The sequence below is a fragment of the Bosea sp. 29B genome, from assembly GCF_902506165.1.
Taxonomy (GTDB): domain Bacteria; phylum Pseudomonadota; class Alphaproteobacteria; order Rhizobiales; family Beijerinckiaceae; genus Allobosea.
In genome coordinates, this window is the sequence record NZ_LR733817.1 from 6,083,890 (window position 1) to 6,104,919 (window position 21,030).

Below are 21,030 nucleotides of genomic sequence, written 5' to 3' on the forward strand. Positions count from 1 at the left end.
TCTGAAGCTCCGCTCGTGACACAAATCAGCGACCGCGAGCTTTGGTCAAAAATGGCTCAAGACACCTACTTTCGCTATACCCCAACAGGAACAAAAAAAGAACTTGCGAGAGAGAACAAACCATGACCATAGTCATCCCCATGGCGCGGATTGAGATGTGGTCGCGCCCCTGCCATAAGGAGCGCACGTCGTGAATCAGGCAAATCTCAGGCTCGTGGAAGGCTCTTCGATGGACAAGGCCAAGGCGCTCGATGCGGCGCTCTCGCAGATCGAACGGGCTTTCGGCAAGGGCTCGATCATGCGCCTGGGCAAGAACCAGCAGGCGATCGAGATCGAGACGGTCTCGACCGGCTCGCTCGGCCTCGACATCGCGCTCGGCGTCGGCGGCCTGCCGAGGGGTCGTGTCATCGAGATCTACGGACCTGAATCCTCCGGCAAGACCACGCTCGCGCTGCACACCATTGCCGAAGCGCAGAAGAAGGGCGGCGTCTGCGCCTTCGTCGACGCCGAGCACGCGCTCGATCCGGTCTATGCCCGCAAGCTCGGCGTCAATCTCGACGACCTCCTGATCTCGCAGCCCGACACCGGCGAGCAGGCGCTCGAGATCACCGATACGCTGGTCCGCTCCGGCGCGATCGACGTGCTGGTCATCGACTCCGTCGCTGCGCTGACGCCGCGCGCCGAGATCGAGGGCGAGATGGGCGACAACCAGCCCGGTCTCCAGGCCCGCCTGATGAGCCAGGCGCTGCGCAAGCTCACCGCCTCGATCTCGCGCTCGAACTGCATGGTCATCTTCATCAACCAGATCCGTATGAAGATCGGCGTGATGTACGGCAGCCCCGAGACCACCACCGGCGGCAATGCGCTGAAATTCTACGCCTCGGTCCGCCTCGACATCCGCCGCGTCTCGACGCTGAAGGAGCGCGACGAGGCGACCGGCAACCAGGTCCGCGTCAAGGTCGTCAAGAACAAGGTCGCGCCGCCCTTCAAGCAGGTCGAGTTCGACATCATGTTCGGCGAGGGCATCTCGAAGGCCGGCGAACTGGTCGATCTCGGCGTCAAGGCCGGCATCGTCGAGAAATCGGGCGCCTGGTTCTCCTTCGACAGCCAGCGGCTCGGCCAGGGCCGTGAGAACGCCAAGACCTTCCTCAAGGCCAATCCCGACGTCGCCGCCAAGATCGAGACGACCATCCGCCAGAATTCCGGCCTAGTCGCCGAGCGCATCCTCGAGAATGCCGACCCGACCGCCGAGGATCTCGACGAGGGCGAGGCCTGAGCCTTCAAACCCGCGCTTGGAGTAGTTAAGTCGACGGGCGGCCTTCGGGTCGCCCGTTTCCGTTTTGTGGTCAGAAGCTTGCCGGTATGGCGTCCTTGCGGGCGCTTTCTGGACAGGCGCACATGGGCTGACTAGAACCACTGCGCCGGGCCGGCCGGCCCCACCAGAACAGAGCCAAGATTGCGATGAGCGGCGTCAACGAGATCAGGTCGACCTTCCTCGATTACTTCAAGTCGAACGGCCACGAGGTGGTGCCGTCGAGCCCGCTCGTGCCGCGCAACGACCCGACCTTGATGTTCGCCAATTCCGGCATGGTGCAGTTCAAGAACGTCTTTACCGGCCAGGAGAAGCGCCCCTACGCACGTGCCACCACGGCGCAGAAATGCGTGCGCGCCGGCGGCAAGCACAACGACCTCGACAATGTCGGCTACACCGCCCGCCACCACACCTTCTTCGAGATGCTGGGGAACTTCTCCTTCGGCGACTATTTCAAGGAACAGGCGATCACCCATGCCTGGACCCTGGTCACCCGTGAATTCGGCCTGCCCAAGGACAAGCTGACCGTCACGGTCTACTCTGAGGACGACGAAGCGCACACGCTCTGGAAGAAGATCGCCGGCCTGCCGGATTCGCGCATCATCCGCATTTCGACCTCGGACAATTTCTGGCGCATGGGCGATGTCGGCCCCTGCGGCCCCTGCTCCGAGATCTTCTACGACCATGGCGACCACATCCCCGGCGGCCCTCCGGGCTCGCCCGACGAGGATGGCGACCGCTTCATCGAGATCTGGAACCTCGTCTTCATGCAGTATGAGGAAGCGGCGGGTGGCATTCGCACCAATTTGCCCCGCCCCTCGATCGACACCGGCATGGGCCTCGAGCGCATCGCCGCCGTGCTCCAGGGCACGCATGACAACTATTCGATCGACCTGTTCGCGACACTGATCCGCACCATCGCCGATCTCACCAACGTCCCCTCGGACGGGCCGATGAGCGCGAGCCACCGCGTCATCGCCGACCATCTGCGCTGCTCCGCCTTCCTGATCGCCGACGGCGTGCTGCCCTCGAACGAGGGCCGCGGCTATGTGCTGCGCCGGATCATGCGGCGCGGCATGCGCCATGCGCAGTTGCTCGGCGCCAAGGACCCGCTGATGCACAAGCTGGTGCCTGCGCTGGTGCGCGAAATGGGCCAGGCCTATCCCGAGCTGATCCGGGCCGAGGCGCTGATCTCGGAGACGCTGAAGCTGGAAGAGACCCGCTTCCGCACCACGCTGGCGCGCGGCCTGTCCATTCTCGACCAGGAATCGCTGGACCTGAACTCCGGCGACAAGCTGAAGGGCGACGTCGCCTTCACCCTCTACGACACCTATGGCTTCCCGCTCGACCTGACCCAGGACGCGCTGCGCGCCCGCGGCGTCGGCGTCGACATCGAGGGCTTCGATGCGGCGATGGCGCAGCAGAAGGCCAAGGCGCGCGCCGCCTGGGCCGGCACCGGCGAGGCCGCGACCGAGACGCTCTGGTTCCCGCTGCGCGAGCGCGTCGGCGCGACCGAGTTCCTCGGCTACGACACCGAGAGCGCCGAGGGCGTCGTCACCGCTTTGGTCAAGGACAATGCCGAGGTCGCCTCGCTGAAGGAAGGCGAGAGCGGCATCGTCATCCTCAACCAGACCCCGTTCTACGGCGAATCCGGCGGCCAGGTTGGCGATACCGGCACGCTGGTCGGCAACGGCTTCAAGGCGCAGGTGCTGGACGTTCAGAAGAAGCTCGGCGACGTCTTCGCCCATCAGGTCAAGGTCGTCTCCGGCGCGATCGAGCTCGGCAAGCCAGCCGAGCTGACGGTCGACCATGCCCGGCGCGGCGGCATCCGCGCCAACCATTCGGCCACCCATCTGCTGCACGAGGCGCTGCGCCGCGTGCTCGGCGACCATGTCGCGCAAAAGGGCTCGCAGGTCGCGCCCGAGCGCCTGCGCTTCGACTTCAGCCACCCCAAGCCGATCTCGCGCGAGGAGCTGGCGAGGGTCGAGGAGATGGCGAACCGGCTGGTGCTGCAGAACGAGCCGATCACCACCAAGCTGATGTCGGTCGACGACGCCATCGCCTCGGGCGCGCGTGCGCTGTTCGGCGAGAAATATGGCGACGAGGTCCGCGTGGTGTCGATGGGCACCGATCGTGATGCCGAGACGCCGAAGGCCTTCTCGGTCGAGCTCTGCGGCGGCACCCATGCCAGCCGCACCGGCGATATCGGTCTCGTCACCGTCCTGGCCGAGGCCGGCGTCGCGGCCGGCGTGCGCCGGCTCGAGGCGCTGACCGGTGAGGCCGCCCGCCGCCATCTGCGTGAGGAGAGCGTCGCGCTCGACGAGATGGCCGGCCTGCTGAAGGCACCGATCGCCGAATTGCCGGCGCGCGTCGCGACCCTGGTCGAGGAGCGCCGCAAGCTCGAGCGCGAGCTCAGCGAAGCCCGCAAGAAGCTCGCCATGGGCGGTGGCGGCGAAGCCAGCGATCCGATCCGCGAGGTCGCCGGCGCCAGGCTCCTGGCCCGCGCCGTCACCGGCGTCGAGATGAAGGACCTGAAGAGCCTGGCCGACGAAGCCAAGGCTCGCGTCGGCTCCGGCGTCGTCGCCATCGTCGGTGTCGCCGAGGATGGCAAGGCCGGTGTCGTCGTCGGCGTCACGCCCGATCTGACCGAGCGCTTCGACGCGGTCGCGCTGGTGCGCGCAGCCTCCGAGCGCCTGGGCGGCAAGGGCGGCGGCGGCCGCCGCGACATGGCCCAGGCCGGCGGCCCGGACGGCACGCAGGCTGAGGCCGCGCTCGAAGCCGTCGCCGCAGCGATGGGCTGACAGGGCCATGCCCGCCGCCCCGCAGCCTGGCATGAGCTGGCGGCGGCGGGCGCATCTGATCATCGACCGGGGCGCGGGCGACGATCTCTCGGCCCGGCTCGTCCATGGCGGGCTGGTGGCGCTGATCGTCGTCAACATCACGGCGCTGGTGCTGGAATCGGTGCCGCGGCTCGCCGTTGCCCATGACCGGCTGTTCCATGGGATCGAGCTGGTCTCGACCGTGCTGTTCACGCTCGAATATGCGGTCCGGCTCTGGGTCGCGCCCGAGCATGCGCGCTATCGCGGCATGAGCGATTGGGCCGCACGGCGTGCCTATGCGCTGTCGCCGCCGGCATTGCTCGATTTCCTCGCCACCGTTCCGCTCTACGCCGCCCTGCTCGGCTATGGCGATCTCAAGATCCTGCTGCTCTTCCGGCTGGTGCGCTTCTTCAAGCTCGGCCGCTATTCACCCGGCATGGCTTCGCTGGGAGCCGCGCTGCATGCAGAACGCAAGGCGCTCGCCGCCTGCGTCGTCATCCTGATCGGCGTCATGCTGCTCTCCGCCACGGCAATGCATTTCGTCGAGCACGACGTGCAGCCGGACAAGTTCGGCACCATCCCCGATGCGATGTGGTGGGCGATCGTGACGCTGACCACGGTCGGCTATGGCGATGCCTTTCCGGTCAGCCCGCTCGGCAAGGTCGTGGCGTCGCTCACCGCCGTCATGGGCCTCGTCATGCTGGCGCTGCCGGTCGGCATCATCGCCACCGCCTTCGCCCAGGAAATCCACCGGCGCGAATTCGTCGTCACCTGGAGCATGCTGGCGCGCGTGCCGCTGTTCAGCGGGCTCAACGCCGCCGAGATCGCCGAGATCATGCATGCGCTGCGCGCCCAGACCGTGCGCGGTGGTGGCGTCGTGCTGCGCCCGCACGAGCCGGCACACTCTCTCTATTTCGTCGCCAGCGGCGAGGTCGAGCTTGTCGAACCCGATGGCAGCCGGCGGCTCGACGAGGGCTGCTATTTCGGCGAGCTCCGTCTGACCGAACTGGCACCGGCGGAAAGCGGCATTGCGGCACGCGCCACGGTCGCAACCAAGCTGCTCGTCCTTGATCCTGCCGACTTTCGCCTGCTCATGCTGCGCCACCCGGAACTCGCCGCCCATCTCCATCGACTTGCAGCAGTATGATGCCAATCCGCCGCACGATCCTCGCCCTGCTCCTCTGTGCAGGCAGCCCTGCCATGGCACAGCAGCCACGGCCGCAGCAGCGCCCGCCGCAGGGTCCGAGTCTCTCGGCGCCGCGGACGTTGATGGCCGGCGCCATGGCGACCGTCTTCGTCGGCCGCGCCCCGGCCAATGCCCGTCTCGCCATCAGCAGGCCGGGCGATCCGCCGGACGCGGCGATCGTCGCCTCTCCGCTCGGTCAGGTCCCGGCACTGTCGCTGCCGGCGCCGGGCGAGGTCGGCAGCTTCGAATGGCGCCTGCTCGGTGAGAGCGACGGCAAGCCGGTCATCCTCCTGCGCCAGCCGCTGGTGACGACAGAACCGACTGCGACGCTCGCCGCCCCCGCCCGCGTCGCGCGCGGCAATCCCTTGCCCGTGCGCGGCATCGGCCCCAATGGCGACCGCGACCGCGTCGTGCTGGTCAAGCCGGGGGCACCGCCCGAGGGGCAGGGGCCGAACTTCTTCCCGGCCGAGAATGTCGAGAGCACGCTGGAGGCGCCGGCCGAGCCCGGGACCTATGAGCTGCGCTATGTGATGGACGCGCCTCTCACCGGCCCGCGCGTGCTGGCACGGCGCGAGGTCGTGGTCGAGTAGCGCTCAATCATGATCGGGATGCTGACGCGAGCGATAACCCGGCAGCTCATCCGCCGGGATATCGTCCTCGGTGCGCGTGCCCTCCAAGCGGCATAGCGCGTCGAACCAGGGCGCCCGGCCCTCGACGCCATAGGCATGGGTCGGGGAAAAGGCGGTGGCATCGTCGAGACTGCCGACCGCGAGCGAGAGCGAGCCCGCGCCGGGATAGCTGAAGCTCAGCGGCGTGCCGCAATCGCGGCAGAAGCCTCGCTCGGCGACCTCCGACGACCGGAAGATCGAAGGCCTGCCGCGCGTCCAGACCACGTTGGCGGTACGGGACGAGGCGAAGGCGCCGAAATAATTGCCAACGGCCTTCTGGCACATCCGGCAGAAGCAGACCGAGACCTTGTGCGGCGGCTTCAGCAGCCGATAGCGCACCGCGCCGCACTGGCAGCCGCCGGTGAGAATGGGCGTCGTCACGGTCATGTCGGCTCCCGCCTCCTCGCAGGGTTTCCACGCAACTCGATGCCGTGAGGCAGCAGAGCGCGAAACCCGATACGAGACGCTTATATCGCCTGTCGCCGCGCAGATCAGCCGATGCGCATCGACAATTCGACATCCTCGGCGAAGGGAATGGACAGATAGCCACTACCGGGCGCGCGCACCCGCTCGAGATAATCCGGGGAGTCATCGGCATTGTCCGCGACGACGAACGCTCCCTGGCGCAGGCTGCCCTCCAGCAGGCTCAGAATATCGGGGTAGAGCGATTTGGCGCCGTCGAGCAGCAGCAGGTCGACCTGTTCGGGCAGATCGGTGGCGAGCGTCTTCAAGGCATCCCCTTGCCTGATCTCGACGAGGTCGGCGAGGCCGCCTGCGGTCAGGTGCTTGCGGGCCTGCGCCACCTTCGAGGGCTCGAATTCGGTGGTGATCAGACGTCCTCCGCCATTGTCGCGCAGGGCGGCGGCAAGATGCAGGGTCGAGATGCCGAAGGAGGTGCCGAACTCGACGATCGCCCGGGCCCGGCTGCTGCGCGCCAGCATGTAGAGCAGCTGACCCGCCTCCCGCGAGACCGGAAGCCAGAGGTCCTTCAGGCGGCCATAGAGGTCGAGATATTCCGTCTTGCTGCCCATAAGGCGGTCACGCTCCGCCGGAGAGAAGCTCGCAAGCGCAGGGCTGGGCGCTTCGCTCGCCCGTTCGAACAGCTGGTCCAGGAGGGGTGCAAGCGGGGAAGATGTCAGGGTTGTCACTGGAGTGCTCCGGTTAAAAGTCGTTGGGTCTTGTCCCAACCAGAAAATACGACTAATTCGTCGCGTTTCCTATTCGCATTGTCGGAGCGTGACATGGCCGATCAGCCAACCTCCCGGATTTCCTCACGAAAAACGCCGAAGCAGGCGCGCTCGGCTGAACTGGTCGCGGCCATTCTGGAAGCGGCTGTTCAGGTTCTGGCCAAGGAGGGCGCTCAGCGCTTCACCACGGCACGGGTGGCCGAGAAGGCCGGCGTCAGCGTCGGCTCGCTGTATCAGTATTTCCCGAACAAGGCGGCTATCCTGTTCCGGCTGCAGAGCGATGAATGGCGGCAGACCAACGCCATGCTGGCCGATATCCTCGGCGATGCCGGCAAGCCGCCGCTCGCCCGCTTGCGAGCGCTGGTCCATGCCTTCATCCGCTCAGAATGCGACGAGGCTGCGGTGCGCATCGCGCTCAACGATGCAGCTCCGCTCTATCGCGACACCCCTGAGGCGCGGGAGGCGCGCGCGGCCGGCAACCGGCTTTTCGAGAGGTTCATGGCGGCGGCGCTGCCAGCTGCTTCGACCGGTGAACGCGCCCTGGCTAAAAGCCTCATCACCATGACGCTGAGCGCCGTCGGCAAGGAGTTCTCGGAAACAGCGAGGACCGATGCCCAAATCCAGGCCTATGCCGACGCCCTCGCCGACATGTTTTGCGCCTATCTGCGCCATCTGGAACAGCCCCATGGTTGAAGCTCGGGCGGCATACGCCAGATCTCGCCGGACCGGATCCTGGAGATGCACGCAGTTGCGCCCGGAAGCGGGCGCCGCTTGCGCGCAACAAAAAAGCCCGGCCAGAACGGCCGGGCTTCTCTTTTTGCAACCGGGCTAGCGCCGCTTACGCGCTCATCGCCTTGCGCAGGTTGTCGCTGACCTTGTCGAGGAAGCCGGTGGTCGAGAGGAACTTCTGGTCGGGGCCGACCAGCAGCGCCAGGTCCTTGGTCATGTCGCCAGCCTCGACGGTGTCGACCGTGACCTTCTCCAGCAGCTGCGCGAACTTGGCGAGCTCGGCATTGTTGTCGAGCTTGGCGCGGTGCGACAGGCCGCGGGTCCAGGCGAAGATCGAGGCGATCGAGTTGGTCGAGGTCTCCTTGCCCTTCTGGTGCTCACGGTAGTGGCGGGTCACCGTGCCGTGGGCGGCCTCGGCCTCGACGGTCTTGCCGTCCGGCGTCATCAGCACCGAGGTCATCAGGCCGAGCGAGCCGAAGCCCTGCGCCACCGTGTCCGACTGCACGTCGCCATCGTAGTTCTTGCAGGCCCAGACATAGCCACCCGACCACTTCATCGCCGACGCCACCATGTCGTCGATCAGACGGTGCTCATAGGTGATGCCGAGCTTGTCGAACTCCGCCTTGAACTCGGCGTCGTAAATCTCCTGGAAGATGTCCTTGAAGCGCCCGTCATAGGTCTTGAGGATGGTGTTCTTGGTCGAGAGATAGACCGGGTACTTGCGGAGCAAGCCGTAGTTCAGCGAAGCGCGGGCGAAATCGCGGATCGAGTCGTCGAGATTGTACATCGCCATGGCGACACCGGCGTCCGGGGCCTTGAAGACCTCCTTCTCGATGACGTTGCCGTCCTCGCCGACGAACTTGATCGAGAGCGTGCCCTTGCCGGGGAACTTGAAGTCGGTGGCGCGATACTGGTCGCCATAGGCATGGCGGCCGATGACGATCGGCTGGGTCCAGCCGGGAACCAGACGCGGCACATTCTTGCAGATGATCGGCTCGCGGAAGATCACGCCGCCGAGGATGTTGCGGATCGTGCCGTTCGGGCTCTTCCACATCGACTTGAGGTTGAACTCCGTCACGCGCGCCTCATCCGGCGTGATCGTGGCGCACTTGACCGCGACGCCATGCTTCTTGGTGGCGTTGGCGGCGTCGATCGTGACCTGGTCGTCGGTGGCATCGCGGTTCTGGACCGAGAGGTCGAAATAATCGAGCTCAAGGTCGAGATACGGGAAGATCAGCTTGTCCTTGATATGCTGCCAGATGATGCGGGTCATCTCGTCGCCGTCCATGTCGACGACCGGGTTGGCGACCTTGATCTTGCTCATGTGATGCGACCCCTGCTCTGGTCAGTCTGGAACGATTGCAGGCAGCAGCAGAGCGCCACCACCGGCCCGCGCGCTTCCTAGCGGGTTCCGCTGCCAGGGGGAAGCCGGCCTTTTGGGCAACGGGCTGGTGGCTGCTGCGGCGGTGAGCGTGTCAACGCAGGGCGCCCCGCCGGCCAACGCAGTTGGCAACGCTGCGAACCGATTTAGATTGGAGCCATGACAAGCTCATCTTCTCCCTTCGCCCTCGTAACCGGTGGCACCCGTGGCATCGGCGCCGGCGCCGCGCTCGCACTTGCCGAGGCCGGCTACCAGGTCCTCGCCACCGGCCTCACCGAGGACGAGGTTGCGGCGTCGCCCGCCCATGCCGCGATCCGCCATGCCCGGCTCGACGTCACCAGCGATGCGCAGGTCGCGGCGATCATCGCTGGCTGCCAACGTATCGACGCGCTGGTGAACTGCGCCGGCATGATCCAGCGCGGCGGCAAGGAGTTCGAGATCGAGGCCTTCCGACTGACGGTCGAGGTCAATCTCTCCGGCTCGATGCGCATGTGCCTGGCGGCGAAGGACAAGCTCGCCCAGGCCAAGGGCGCGATCGTCAACACCGCCTCGATGCTGACCTTCCACGGCTCGGCCTATGCGCCGGGCTATGCCGCCTCGAAGGGCGGCGTCGGCCAGTTGACCAAATCGCTCGCCGCTGCCTGGGCGCCGGACGGCATCCGCGTCAACGCGGTCGCGCCCGGCTGGATCGCGACCGAGTTGACCAGACCGCTCGTCGAAGATGCCGCCCGCTCCGCCCCGATCCTGTCGCGCACCCCGATGAACCGCTGGGGCGAGCCGGGCGATGTCGGCGGCGCGGTGCTGTTCCTGCTCTCGGATGCCGCCCGCTTCATCACCGGCACGATCCTGCCGGTCGACGGCGGCTATCTCGCGGTCTGAAAGACCTAGAGCAGGATGCGAAAAAGTGGAAACCGGTTTTTCGCAGAAATCCTGCTCTAAACTCTTAGAATCGATCACGTTTTATGATTTTGGATCGATCCGATCCAAAATCATCGTGATCTAGAAACATCAACGATCTGGCAGCGTTTCCTGAATCGACCGCCCAGCCAGCTGAATCAGAAGCTCAACCGGAGGAAACAGCGATGAACAAGGTCAGCCCGGTCCCCGTCCAGGTCAGCACCGAAGAGCGCTGGACCCCCTATCGGCATCCGCAGCCGAAAGATTCCCCGCCGGAATTGATCGTGCCGAACGTCATCCCGGAGGATGAGCGCGTCTGGGTACCGGTCGACGACAATGTCTGGTTCCGGCCGCTCTGCCTGTCAGTGACGCGCGGCTACTGGATGAATCTGCTGCGCGTGCGCCGCGCCGGCGTGCTCTCGCGCCACCGCCATCCCCAGCCCGTCCATGGTTATGTGCTACGGGGAAAGTGGCGCTATCTCGAACATGACTGGACCGCGACAGAGGGCTCCTATGTCTACGAGGCGCCCGGCGAGACCCATACGCTGGTGGTTGACCCCGATGTCGAGGAGATGATCACCATGTTCCAGGTCAATGGCGCGATGATCTATGTCGACCCCGACGGCAAATGCCTCGGCTATGATGACGTCTTCACCCGGCTCGACAAATGCCGGGCGCATTACGCCACCAACGGGCTCGGAGCAGACTACGCCGACCAGTTCATCCGCTGATCGGGCCGCTCTGCAAATCAGCCCTCAACGGCCGATCACCGCGTCGATCAGCTGCGGATCACGCACGAACGGCGCGGCCTTTCCAGTAAAGACAGCCGCTGCCGCCTTGTCGCTTGCGAGCTGCCAGCGCAGCCAGGCGGTGACATAGGGCAGGAAGGCGCCGATGCCGGTCCGGCACCCGATGGCGAAGAGCTGGCAGCCCGGCTGGCCCTGGATGTCGTTGTGATCGGCGCCGGCCACCGCAGCCTTGGCGCGCAGGCGCCCGGCCGGAACCTCGCTGAAATAGCCGTCGATCATCTCGGGCGACGACAGCGGGTCGTTCTCGCCGGACAGGAACAGGATCGATTGCTTCTCCTGCAGACCCGTCGGGATCGCCGCGCAATGTTCTTTGTTGCACAGGCGGCGGCCAGGCAGGTCGATCAGGATGGTGGTGCCAATCTGCGAAGACGTCGCCGCTGTCGCGTTGAAGGCGCCCGAAGCGCCCTGCGAATGCCCGATCGCAGCGATGCGCCTGCGATCCGCCAGCGGCGCCAGTTCGCTCCGCTCGAGCAGTGCGAGCGCATCGAGCAGCGTTTCGCCGGTGCCGACACTGGAATCGCGCGTCGCGACCACGATTATCCCCCAGGACGCCAGATGCCGCAGCAGGAAGGCGTACTTCTCCGGCTTTGCCCAAGTGCCGTTGCCCCAGGTCACGATCGGGAAGATCTCGCCGGCACGTCTTGCACGCGGCAGGTAGACCTCGACGCCGTTGCCTTTGCTGTCGCAGCACAGCGGCTTTTCGATCGTGCCGACCTCGTAAGGGCCGGCCTTCTCGAAGCGCTCTGCCCCACGGCTCTGCGCTTGGGCAGGGCTGGGCGCCAAGGCGGCTGGGAGTAGTCCCAGCCACGCCATCAATACGATGCGGGCCGCGCGCGGGCCGATCCAGACGATATCCATAGGCTGCAACTCCGACGTGCTGGAACGCCCCGGCAAACGCGGAGATGCATGACTGTGTTTCGGCTTTTTTGAAGGCGCCCTGCGCCGGCGTCAGCGCCCGAGCTTCGCCAGCTCGACTGCGGCGCGCAATTCGATATGGGCGAGGACCTCGTCGAGGCGCGGATCGTCGGTCGCCTCACGCCGCGCTGACAGCATCGCCTTCAGCCGCTCGAGTTCGGCCGGCGAGACGCGCCCGGAAAGCAGGGCAGCCTTGAGCCGGTCGAGCCCGTCGAGCAGATCGTGGCCGCGCCGGGCCTGGCGCCGCTTGCGCTCCTGCCCGTCCTCCTCGGCCTGAACCGCGAGCAGCCCGTCGAGCGAGCCGGCATGGCTGACGGCCCCGCCCTGTGCTGCACCAGCGCTCTCGCGCGCCGGCAGGCGGAAGTTCGAGCCGCCGGTCGTGCCGCTGCGACTGGTCGACGTGGTCGAGGAGATCGGGCTGCGCTGGTCGATGCGGATCATCACGCTCTCGCAAGGTCGGCCTGAAAAGGCGCTGCACGAACGCTGCCCGACCCACTTCCTTGTGCCGGCAACGTGGTTAACGAGCGGTAAACCACCCGGCAGGATTTGCCGGGGCGGCAGCTTTGCACCGGCCACCCTTCCCTGAGCAATCAGGCCGCTCATCTCTAAAATCCTGATTAAAAAGCGTTTTCGCTTTCTCTCGAATTGGCACGCTCTTCGCAACGGCGTGGCGACATCAGATTCAACCGGTGCCAAATGCCTCGCCCCTTCCGCCTCCACCATTTGCTGACGCCGCTCGCAGCCTTGCTGCTGGCCGGCGCCGCGATGGCGGCTGATCTTGCTCCGGCGGCCCCGCCGAGCCGTGGCGGCAATGGCGTCAGCAGCCACGCTCCGACGCGCAACGGCGCGGCCGAGGCCGGCGTCTCGCGTACCGCCTTCGCCGGCAGCGGCGGCATGGGCACCGCGCTCTCGCGCATCAAGGACCTCGCCTCGATCGAGGGCGTGCGCAGCAACCAGATCCTCGGCTACGGCATCGTCGTCGGCCTCAACGGCACCGGCGACACACTCAACAACGCGCCGTTCACCAAGCAGTCGCTGCAGGCGATGCTGGAGCGCCTCGGCGTCAACACCCGCGGCGCCAGCATGCGCACCGCCAATGTCGCGGCGGTGATGATCACAGCCAATCTGCCGCCTTTCGCCGTCCAGGGCACGCGCCTCGACGTCACCGTCTCGGCGCTGGGCGATGCCAAGTCGCTGCAGGGCGGTACGCTGCTCGCGACCCCGCTGCTCGGCGCCGATGGCGAGGTCTACGCCGTCTCGCAGGGCCCGGTGGCGATCGCTGGCTTCTCGGCCGAGGCGGACGCCGCCAAGATCACCCGCGGCGTGCCGACCGTCGGGCGCATCGCCAATGGCGGCCTGGTCGAGCGCGAGATCGACTTCGCCCTGAACAAGCTGAAGACGCTGCGCCTGTCGCTGCGCAATCCCGACCTCACCACCGCCCGCCGCATCGCCGCCGCGATCAACGACTTCATCGGCGGCGACTCGGCCGAGCCGACCGACCCGTCGACCGTGGCGCTGCAGATCCCGCCGCGCTTCCAGGGCAACATGATCCGCCTGCTCACCGATATCGAGCAGCTCCGGGTCGAGCCCGATCAGGGTGCCCGCGTCGTCATCGACGAGCGTTCCGGCATCATCGTGATGGGCAAGGATGTCCGCGTCTCCACCGTCGCCGTCGCCCAGGGCAACCTGACGGTGACGATCTCGGAGGAGCCGCAGGTCAGCCAGCCCAACGAGTTCGGTAACGGCCGGACCGTCGTCGTCCCGCGCAGCAACGTCAAGGTCGACACCGAGGGCAACAACAAGCTCGCCCTCGTCAAGGAGAGCGTCACTCTGCGCGAGCTGGTCGACGGGCTGAATGCGCTCGGCATCGGCCCGCGCGACCTGCTCTCCATCCTGCAAGCCATCAAGGCAGCCGGCGCGCTGCAAGCCGACATCGAGGTAATGTAATGAGTGCCCTCCTCGCCGCTCCTGCCGCCAAGCTCGCCATCGGCGCCGCCACCAAGCTGGCCGGCGGCATCGCCGACGCGCTCAGCTCCACGCAGAACACCAAGGCGAAGAAGACCGCCGACGATTTCGAGACCGTCTTCCTCGAGAACTTCACCCAGACCATGATGAGCTCGAGCGGGACCGAAGGCCCGCTCGGCGAGAACGGCACCGGCGGCGACGTCTGGCGTTCGATGCTGACGCAGGAATATGCCAAGCAGATCCAGAAATCCGGCGGCGTCGGCCTCTCCGACCAGATCATGCGCGACCTGATCCAGGTCCAGGCTTCGGCCGGCAAGTCGGCCAGCACCTCGGCGGGAGCCGGCAATGCTTGAGCGGATGCGCGTCGTCGACGAACGCCCGCGCGTCTCGAACGCCGGCGAGGCAGAACGCCTGATCGAGACCGTGATGGAGACGCTGAGCGCGCTCTCCCATGTCGTCGGCGAGGAGACCGGGCTGGTCAAGGCCGGGCGCCTCAAGGATGCGATGGAGCGCGAGGCGCGCAAGGCCGAGCTCGCCGGCGTCTATATGAAGGGCGTCGAGCAGGTGAAACTGAACGCGGTCGCGCTCGCCCGCTTCGCCCCGGAGAGGGTCAAGCGCCTGAAGAGCGCCCATCTCGCCTTCCAGGAGCTGATCGACCTCAACCAGACCGTGCTGGCGACGGCGCGGGCGATCTCGGAATCGATCATGCGTGACCTGGCCGTCGACACCAACAAGCAGAACAGGGCGCCCGGCTACGGACCGACCGCGACCGTCGGTGCCGGAGTCTTCGCCCGGCCCAATGCCGGCCCGCTGGTGATTTCGAAGAGTCTGTGAGACCTGCGCCCGTAAGAAGAAACACCCGAGCACTTGCGGCACATCCAGATCAGGAACTCACCGCAGGTCGACAACTGCATGGTTAATCTGAGCCGAGACTCGACCTAAGCCGCATTAACGCTGTCGAAGCGCAGGAAATGCGCAAAACGCATTGCAATTTACCAATTTCTCTAACGGCAGATTCAACTCTCTGCCGCATCTTCGCAGGCTTGGAAGAAGTCCGCCTTTGCGAGAGGAGTCCAGAATGGATTTCGGCGCGACACCCAAGACGTTCGCGACCGGTGCCGTCCAGGCGACGATACGCACCGATATTTCCGTCCAGAACGGCGCGACGCCGGTCGAGCTCCCCCCGGAGAAGACCGTGCGCTCGGTTGCGGCCGGCGAGCCGGTCCAGCTCGACATCCGCGCCCGTGCCGAAGAGCGTCGCTCCGATGCGCAGCGCCAGCAGAGCACGCAGGACGAGGCGACCCAGCAGCGCCGCTTCGACGAGCAGCGCCGCCAGCAGGAATTGCGCGACGTGATCGAGCGGCGTCTCGACATCGAGCCGAAGACGCGCAGCGTCATCCTGCGCAAGACCAATCGCGACACCGGCGAAGTGGTCGAGCAGCTCCCAGACGAGACGCTGTTGAAGCTGCGCATCTGGTCGCGCGAGATCATCGAGCGCAACCGTGAGGCGGAAGCTCCTCGCAGCCACGAGGTCGAGCGGCTCGCCTGAGCCTGCCGACCGCCCTCTCCTCTTGACGCCGCCGGCCTTCGCCGGCGGCGTTTTTCGTTCGTGCAGGCAAAGCCAGGCTGCAGCAGCCTCGGCGCAGCAATATTTTACGCTCGTTAACTAGTTCGCGACTTCGCCCAAATCATGGGCAATTCGCCGGCTTGGATTCATCCCTCATTACGAAATCGGCCGCATTCTCGCTCGGTCGCGGCCAGAACGGTCTCGACGCCAGAAGGCACCATACCAGGAAGGTATTATAAAATGGCCGTCTCTCTCTCTGCCGGCGTTCGCAATAACCTTGCGACGCTGCAATCGACCGCTGCCCAGTCCTCGCAGATCCAGAACCGTCTCGCCACCGGCAAGAAGGTCAACTCCGCGATCGACAGCCCGGTCAACTTCTTCACTGCCGCCTCGCTGAATGATCGCTCGAGCCAGCTCACCGGCCTGCTCGACGGCATCTCGAACGGCATTCAGACCATCCAGGCTGCCTCCAAGGGCATCGACGGCATCACCAAGCTCGTCGGTTCGCTGCAGTCGACGATCAAGCAGGCCCAGGCCGATGCGGCTCAGAACCGCCCGACCAAGGCCGGCGGGGCTCTGGCGAACGCGGCGGAAGTCACCGCCACCAGCAAGAGCCTGAAGGACATCGCCCTCGACAAGAAGATCGGCGGCGCGGATGCCGTTGCTGACGCTGCCACCGCCACCTCGGCCGGTGACATCGGCATCGACACGACGACCAACAACACGGCTGCCGTGTTCCTGAAGTCGGGCTCCACGACCTACACTGCGAGCTTCGACGCCACCACCACGACGGTTCGCGATCTCGTCAACGAGATCAACAAGTCGGGTGTCGCCACCGCCTTCGTCGACGAGAAGGGCCAGCTCAACATCAAGGGCACCGGCTCGGAAGAAGTCCAGTTCGGCTTCGGCGTCGGCACTGACGCCACGACCTCGCAGGCCGCCGCCGCCGGTGCCGGCAACAGCAACGCCAAGATCAATTTCCTGGCGACGGACAACGTGGCGGGTACCGGCATCAAGGGCCAGTCCATCACGTCGGCCACGCGCTCGAACCTGATCGACCAGTACAACGACCTGCGCAACAAGATCGACGATCTCGCCAAGGATGCCGGCTTCAACGGCATCAACCTGCTCGGCGGTGACCGTCTGTCGGTCGTCTTCAACGAGAAGACCGGCAAGAACCAGACCAAGCTCGACGTGCAGGGCACCCAGCTGAACTCCGACAACCTCGGCATCATCCAGGCTGGCAACACCCAGCTCGCCGGCTCCGTCAACTTCCAGAACGACTCCGATCTGGAAGCCGCGACCAAGTCGCTGACCGGCGCGCTGACCTCGCTGAAGTCGCTCTCCTCGACCTTCGGTGCGAGCCTCTCGGTCGTCCAGACCCGGCAGGACTTCACCAAGGACATGGCGAACGTCCTGACCAGCGGCGCCGACAACCTCGTCAACGCCGACCTCAACCAGGAAGCCGCCTCCCTGCTCGCGCTGCAGACCCGTCAGCAGCTCTCGCAGCAGGCGCTCTCCCTCGCCAACCAGGCCGACCAGGGCGTCCTGCGTCTCCTCGGCTGATCTTCGGTCCGCAGGAGCGGATCACCCGCAGAACGCGGGACGAAGCAAAAGAGCGGCGGAGCCCATGGCTCCGCCGCTTTTCGTTTGCGGGGAGCCCGGATCTCCACCACGCGCGCGCTGTTCCACATCCATTAACCACGTCGGGACTTCGCCCAATTTCCGAGCAATTCGCGGGCTCGGATTTACCACTCGTTACGGGATCGGCCCCATGGTCTCTCGGTCGCGGCCAGAATGGTCGCGCTGCCAGAAGGCACCATACCAGGAAGGTATCGAATTATGGCCGTTTCTCTCTCTGCCGGCGTCCGCAACAACCTCTCGACGCTGCAGTCGACCGCCGCTCAGTCCTCGCAGATCCAGAACCGTCTCGCCACCGGCAAGAAGGTCAACTCCGCGATCGACAGCCCGGTCAACTTCTTCACCGCCGCTTCGCTGAATGATCGCTCGAGCCAGCTCACCGGCCTGCTCGACGGCATCTCGAACGGCATCCAGACCATTCAGGCTGCCTCCAAGGGCATCGACGGCATCACCAAGCTGGTCAGCTCGCTGCAGTCGACGGTCAAGCAGGCCCAGGCCGATGCGGCTCAGAACCGCCCGACCAAGGCCGGTGGCGCTCTCGCCACCCAGGCTGAAGTCGCCCTCACCAGCAAGAGCCTCAAGGACATCGCTCTCGACAAGCGCTTGGCCGACAGCGCCGTCGGCGCGGTCGGTGCGGACACCGCGACGGCGACCAGCGCCGGCGACCTCGGCATCCTCGTCGCCAACACGGATATCGGCATCTCGTTGACGGCCGGCTCCACCACCTATGAGGCGTCGTTCGCCGCAGCGGGTGCGACGGTGCGCGATCTCGTCAATGAGATCAACAAGTCGGGCATCGCCACCGCCTTCGTCGACGAGAAGGGCCAGCTCAACGTCAAGGGCACCGGCTCGGAGGATCTCGAATTCGGCGTCGGCGCCGCTGCAGGCGGCGCCGCTGCCATCACTGCTGCTCAGACCGGAACGAGCAACGCAGCAATCAACTTCCTCCCCGCTGACGCCGTCGCAGCGACCGCGATCAAGGGCCCGACCGTCACCTCGGCAGTTCGCTCGAACCTGATCGACCAGTACAACGACCTGCGCAACAAGATCGACGATCTCGCCAAGGATGCCGGCTTCAACGGCATCAACCTGCTCGGCGGTGACCGTCTGTCGGTCGTCTTCAACGAGAAGACCGGCAAGAACCAGACCAAGCTTGACGTGCAGGGCACCCAGCTGACCTCCGACAACCTCGGCCTCGTCAAGGCTGGCAACACCCAGCTCGCCGGCTCCGTCAACTTCCAGAACGACTCCGATCTGGAAGCCGCCACCAAGTCGCTGACCGGCGCGCTGACCTCGCTGAAGTCGCTCTCCTCGACCTTCGGCGCCAACCTCTCGGTCGTCCAGACCCGGCAGGACTTCACCAAGGACATGGCGAACGTCCTGACCACCGGCGCCGACAGCCTCGTCAACGCCGACCTCAACCAGGAAGCCGCCTCCCTGCTCGCGCTGCAGACCCGTCAGCAGCTCTCGCAGCAGGCGCTCTCGCTCGCCAACCAGGCTGACCAGGGCGTCCTGCGTCTCCTCGGCTGATCTTCGGTCCGCAGGAGCGGATCATCCCGCAGAACGCGGGACGAAGCAAAAGAGCGGCGGAGCCCATGGCTCCGCCGCTTTTCGTTTGCGCCTGTCGGCGCCATTAACCGTTTATTAGCCTTAACAAAGGATTGTCGGTCCCGAGCAAGCTGGCTGAGCGCCGAAGTGCGCTGTCTGAGGGACCTGAAATGGCCAACACCATCCTGTCGAACGGCGTCCGCAACAACCTGCTGACCCTTCAGCAGACCACGGCTCAGCAGGGCGTGATCCAGAACCGCCTCGCGACCGGCCGCAAGGTCAACTCCGCGATCGACAACCCGGTCAATTACTTCACCTCCGTTTCGCTGAACGATCGATCCAGTCAGCTCACCGGCCTGCTCGACGGCATCTCGAATGGCATCCAGACCATTCAGGCTGCATCCAAGGGCATCGACGGCATCACCAAGCTGGTCCAGTCACTGCAGTCCACGGTGAAACAGGCTCAGGCCGACGCGGCCCAGAACCGCCCGACCAAGGCCGGCGGCGCCCTGGCGAACGCCGCCGAAACCGCGGTGACCAGCAAAAGCTTGAAGGATGTGGCACTCGACAAGCTGATCGGGGCGCCCGGAGCGGCCGCTCCCGCAGCAGCGACCGCCACCTCGCCCGGTCATCTCGGCATCAACACGACCACAAACACCAATGCCGCCTTCTCGATCACCGTCGGCTCGGACACCTATGAGGCGAGCTTCGCGCTGACGGCGACGACTACGGTTCGCGACATCGTCAACGAGATCAACAAGTCGGGCCTCGTCACGGCATTCGTCGACGAGAAGGGCCAACTCAACGTCAAGGGCAAGGGCTCCCAGACCGTCGAATTCGGCTTCGGCGTCGGCAACGCCGGCCCGGCCGCCATCACCGCGGCGCAGGTCGCCGGCACCAACAGCAACGCCGCGATCAACTTCGCCGCCGGCGACGCTGATGTGGCCACTTCGACCATCACCTCGTCGAACATCACCTCGGCAGTGCGCTCGAACCTGATCGACCAGTTCAACGACCTGCGCGACAAGATCGACGATCTCGCCAAGGATTCGAGCTATAACGGCATCAACCTGCTCTCGGGCGACCGCCTCTCGATCGTCTTCAATGAGAAGACCGGCCGCAACCAGACCAAGCTCGACATCCAGGGTTCGAACATCACCTCTGACAATCTCGGCATCCCGCGCGCGATCAACACGCAGCTCGCCGGCTTCATCAACTTCCAGAACGACATGGATCTTGAGAAGGCGACCGCCGCGCTGACGAGCTCACTGAGCTCGCTGAAGTCGCTGGCCTCGACGCTCGGCTCGAACCTCTCGGTCGCCCAGGCCCGCCAGGACTTCACCAAGGAACTCTCCAACGTCCTGATCACCGGCGCGGGCAACCTCGTCCTGGCCGATCCGAACGAGGAGGGCGCCAGCCTGCTCGCGCTCAACACGCGCCAGCAGCTCTCGCAGACCGCCCTCTCGCTCGCCAACCAGGCCGACCAGGGCGTGCTGCGCCTGTTCGGCTGACGCCTCTCCCCTCGTCGATCATCGCGCGTCCGGACGGACGCGGTCACGACGATCTACATATTGTTGCCGCATCGGATTCTTTCGAAAAGTGGACTCCACGTTTCGGTCCGATGCCTAGCCAGAAGGCGGGATAGACATGGCCCTCAAGGTCGAGCTCAAGCCGAACGAGCGCATCATCATCGGCTCGGTCGTCATCCGCAACGACGAGCAGCGCACGCGCTTCTTCATCGAGGGCGAGGCGCCGATCCTGCGCGAGAAGGACATCCTCACCGCGGCCAGCGCCGACACGCCAGCCAAGAAGATCTACCTCGCGATCCAGCTGATGTATCTCGCCGGCGATCCGACGGCGGAGCATGAGGTCTACTTCCAGCTCGTGCGCGACTTCATGCAGGCCGCGCCAAGCGCTTTGCCGCATATGTCCGAAATCAATAACTGCATCTTAAGCGGTGAGCTCTACAAAGCTCTCAAGGCTGCCAAGAAGCTGATCTCTTACGAGGCGGAACTGCTCGAGCATGCAAAGCGGGTTTAATGCCTACGCCGCGGCGTCGAAGACGGCACAGAACGTCCAGTCACCGCGTGAACTCGAAGCCGGCCTGCTGCTCAAGGCGGGCGCCCGTCTCCAGATGATCGTCGATGACTGGGCCGCCCGTTCCGGCGAACTCGACGCAGCCCTGGCCTATAACCGCAAGCTCTGGACCCTTCTGGTCTCGGCGGTGATCGCCGAGGACAACCCGCTGCCCGTCGAGATCAAGCGCAACATCCTCGGCCTCGCGAACTTCATCTTCAACCGGACGTTCCAGATCGCCGCGGCGCCGGAGCCGGCCGCGATCGGCATCCTCGTCAACATCAACCGCGACATCGCCGCCGGCCTGCGGGGCCGCTGAGCGCCCCCGGG

21 protein-coding genes are annotated in these 21,030 nt (G+C 65.7%); 16 read left to right on the top strand and 5 right to left on the bottom strand.

Going from position 1 to position 21,030, the window contains the following annotated elements; translation table 11 throughout:
• The first annotated feature begins 190 nt into the window (after nucleotides 1-190).
• The 4 genes from recA to GV161_RS29605 all read left to right on the top strand — a co-directional run bounded on the left by recA (nucleotide 191) and on the right by GV161_RS29605 (nucleotide 5,907).
• Complete coding sequence (gene recA / locus GV161_RS29590; protein WP_280179022.1) at nucleotides 191-1,276, top strand: recombinase RecA; 1,086 nt, start codon at nucleotides 191-193, stop codon at nucleotides 1,274-1,276.
• Between the two features lie 185 nt (nucleotides 1,277-1,461).
• On the top strand, nucleotides 1,462-4,113 hold the full coding sequence (gene alaS, locus GV161_RS29595; protein ID WP_152012838.1) for an alanine--tRNA ligase: 2,652 nt from the start codon (nucleotides 1,462-1,464) through the stop codon (nucleotides 4,111-4,113).
• A 7-nt stretch (nucleotides 4,114-4,120) separates the two neighbouring features.
• Nucleotides 4,121-5,278, top strand: coding sequence for a cyclic nucleotide-gated ion channel (locus GV161_RS29600; RefSeq protein ID WP_244623927.1), 1,158 nt, complete (start codon nucleotides 4,121-4,123; stop codon nucleotides 5,276-5,278).
• 53 nt (nucleotides 5,279-5,331) lie between these two features.
• Nucleotides 5,332-5,907, top strand: coding sequence for a hypothetical protein (locus GV161_RS29605; protein WP_152012839.1), 576 nt, complete (start codon nucleotides 5,332-5,334; stop codon nucleotides 5,905-5,907).
• A 3-nt stretch (nucleotides 5,908-5,910) separates the two neighbouring features.
• Here GV161_RS29605 and GV161_RS29610 read toward each other — a convergent pair whose 3' ends face one another.
• Together GV161_RS29610 and GV161_RS29615 are read right to left on the bottom strand one after the other, a co-directional pair.
• Nucleotides 5,911-6,372, bottom strand: coding sequence for a GFA family protein (locus GV161_RS29610; protein ID WP_152012840.1), 462 nt, complete (start codon nucleotides 6,370-6,372; stop codon nucleotides 5,911-5,913).
• A gap of 104 nt (nucleotides 6,373-6,476) precedes the next feature.
• Nucleotides 6,477-7,133, bottom strand: a complete 657-nt coding sequence (locus GV161_RS29615) for a class I SAM-dependent methyltransferase (protein WP_152012841.1) — start codon at nucleotides 7,131-7,133, stop codon at nucleotides 6,477-6,479.
• A gap of 93 nt (nucleotides 7,134-7,226) precedes the next feature.
• Here GV161_RS29615 and GV161_RS29620 point away from each other — a divergent pair, with 93 nt between their 5' ends.
• Complete coding sequence (locus GV161_RS29620) at nucleotides 7,227-7,865, top strand: TetR family transcriptional regulator (protein ID WP_152012842.1); 639 nt, start codon at nucleotides 7,227-7,229, stop codon at nucleotides 7,863-7,865.
• A 145-nt stretch (nucleotides 7,866-8,010) separates the two neighbouring features.
• Here the strand turns inward: GV161_RS29620 and GV161_RS29625 are convergent, their stop codons facing one another.
• Nucleotides 8,011-9,225, bottom strand: a complete 1,215-nt coding sequence (locus tag GV161_RS29625) for an NADP-dependent isocitrate dehydrogenase (RefSeq protein WP_152012843.1) — start codon at nucleotides 9,223-9,225, stop codon at nucleotides 8,011-8,013.
• Nucleotides 9,226-9,441: 216 nt separating this feature from the next.
• On the opposite strand from GV161_RS29625, the gene GV161_RS29630 reads away from it, so the two are divergent.
• Both GV161_RS29630 and GV161_RS29635 read left to right on the top strand, forming a co-directional pair.
• Nucleotides 9,442-10,161, top strand: coding sequence for an SDR family oxidoreductase (locus GV161_RS29630; RefSeq protein WP_152012844.1), 720 nt, complete (start codon nucleotides 9,442-9,444; stop codon nucleotides 10,159-10,161).
• A gap of 203 nt (nucleotides 10,162-10,364) precedes the next feature.
• Nucleotides 10,365-10,910, top strand: coding sequence for a 2,4'-dihydroxyacetophenone dioxygenase family protein (locus tag GV161_RS29635; RefSeq protein WP_137882296.1), 546 nt, complete (start codon nucleotides 10,365-10,367; stop codon nucleotides 10,908-10,910).
• Between the two features lie 24 nt (nucleotides 10,911-10,934).
• On the opposite strand, the gene GV161_RS29640 is transcribed toward GV161_RS29635, so the two are convergent.
• Together GV161_RS29640 and GV161_RS29645 are read right to left on the bottom strand one after the other, a co-directional pair.
• Nucleotides 10,935-11,846 (bottom strand): hypothetical protein, encoded by a 912-nt coding sequence (locus tag GV161_RS29640; RefSeq protein WP_152012845.1) that lies wholly within the window; start codon nucleotides 11,844-11,846, stop codon nucleotides 10,935-10,937.
• A 90-nt stretch (nucleotides 11,847-11,936) separates the two neighbouring features.
• Nucleotides 11,937-12,344, bottom strand: coding sequence for a flagellar assembly protein FliX (locus GV161_RS29645; RefSeq protein ID WP_152012846.1), 408 nt, complete (start codon nucleotides 12,342-12,344; stop codon nucleotides 11,937-11,939).
• A gap of 453 nt (nucleotides 12,345-12,797) precedes the next feature.
• Between GV161_RS29645 and GV161_RS29650 the strand changes: the two genes are divergently transcribed.
• The 9 genes from GV161_RS29650 (at nucleotide 12,798) to flaF (ending at nucleotide 21,019) form a co-directional block, all read left to right on the top strand.
• Nucleotides 12,798-13,850 (top strand): flagellar basal body P-ring protein FlgI, encoded by a 1,053-nt coding sequence (locus GV161_RS29650; protein ID WP_152013554.1) that lies wholly within the window; start codon nucleotides 12,798-12,800, stop codon nucleotides 13,848-13,850.
• The gene (locus tag GV161_RS29655) at nucleotides 13,850-14,221 is read left to right on the top strand and encodes a rod-binding protein (protein ID WP_152012847.1); all 372 of its coding nucleotides are present in this window, start codon (nucleotides 13,850-13,852) and stop codon (nucleotides 14,219-14,221) included. The genes GV161_RS29650 and GV161_RS29655 overlap by 1 nt, the downstream gene beginning before the upstream one ends.
• A complete protein-coding gene (locus tag GV161_RS29660) occupies nucleotides 14,214-14,702 on the top strand; it encodes a hypothetical protein (RefSeq protein WP_152012848.1) in 489 nt (162 codons plus the stop codon). The genes GV161_RS29655 and GV161_RS29660 overlap by 8 nt, the downstream gene beginning before the upstream one ends.
• 244 nt (nucleotides 14,703-14,946) lie before the next feature.
• Nucleotides 14,947-15,417, top strand: coding sequence for a hypothetical protein (locus GV161_RS29665; protein WP_152012849.1), 471 nt, complete (start codon nucleotides 14,947-14,949; stop codon nucleotides 15,415-15,417).
• A gap of 258 nt (nucleotides 15,418-15,675) precedes the next feature.
• Nucleotides 15,676-17,001, top strand: a complete 1,326-nt coding sequence (locus tag GV161_RS29670) for a flagellin (RefSeq protein WP_152012850.1) — start codon at nucleotides 15,676-15,678, stop codon at nucleotides 16,999-17,001.
• 276 nt (nucleotides 17,002-17,277) lie between these two features.
• Nucleotides 17,278-18,606, top strand: a complete 1,329-nt coding sequence (locus GV161_RS29675; protein WP_159650540.1) for a flagellin — start codon at nucleotides 17,278-17,280, stop codon at nucleotides 18,604-18,606.
• A gap of 188 nt (nucleotides 18,607-18,794) precedes the next feature.
• Nucleotides 18,795-20,135, top strand: coding sequence for a flagellin (locus GV161_RS29680; protein WP_152012852.1), 1,341 nt, complete (start codon nucleotides 18,795-18,797; stop codon nucleotides 20,133-20,135).
• Between the two features lie 136 nt (nucleotides 20,136-20,271).
• The gene (flbT, locus tag GV161_RS29685; protein WP_152012853.1) at nucleotides 20,272-20,664 is read left to right on the top strand and encodes a flagellar biosynthesis repressor FlbT; all 393 of its coding nucleotides are present in this window, start codon (nucleotides 20,272-20,274) and stop codon (nucleotides 20,662-20,664) included.
• Complete coding sequence (gene flaF, locus GV161_RS29690; protein ID WP_152012854.1) at nucleotides 20,648-21,019, top strand: flagellar biosynthesis regulator FlaF; 372 nt, start codon at nucleotides 20,648-20,650, stop codon at nucleotides 21,017-21,019. The genes flbT and flaF overlap by 17 nt, the downstream gene beginning before the upstream one ends.
• Nucleotides 21,020-21,030 lie beyond the last annotated feature (11 nt).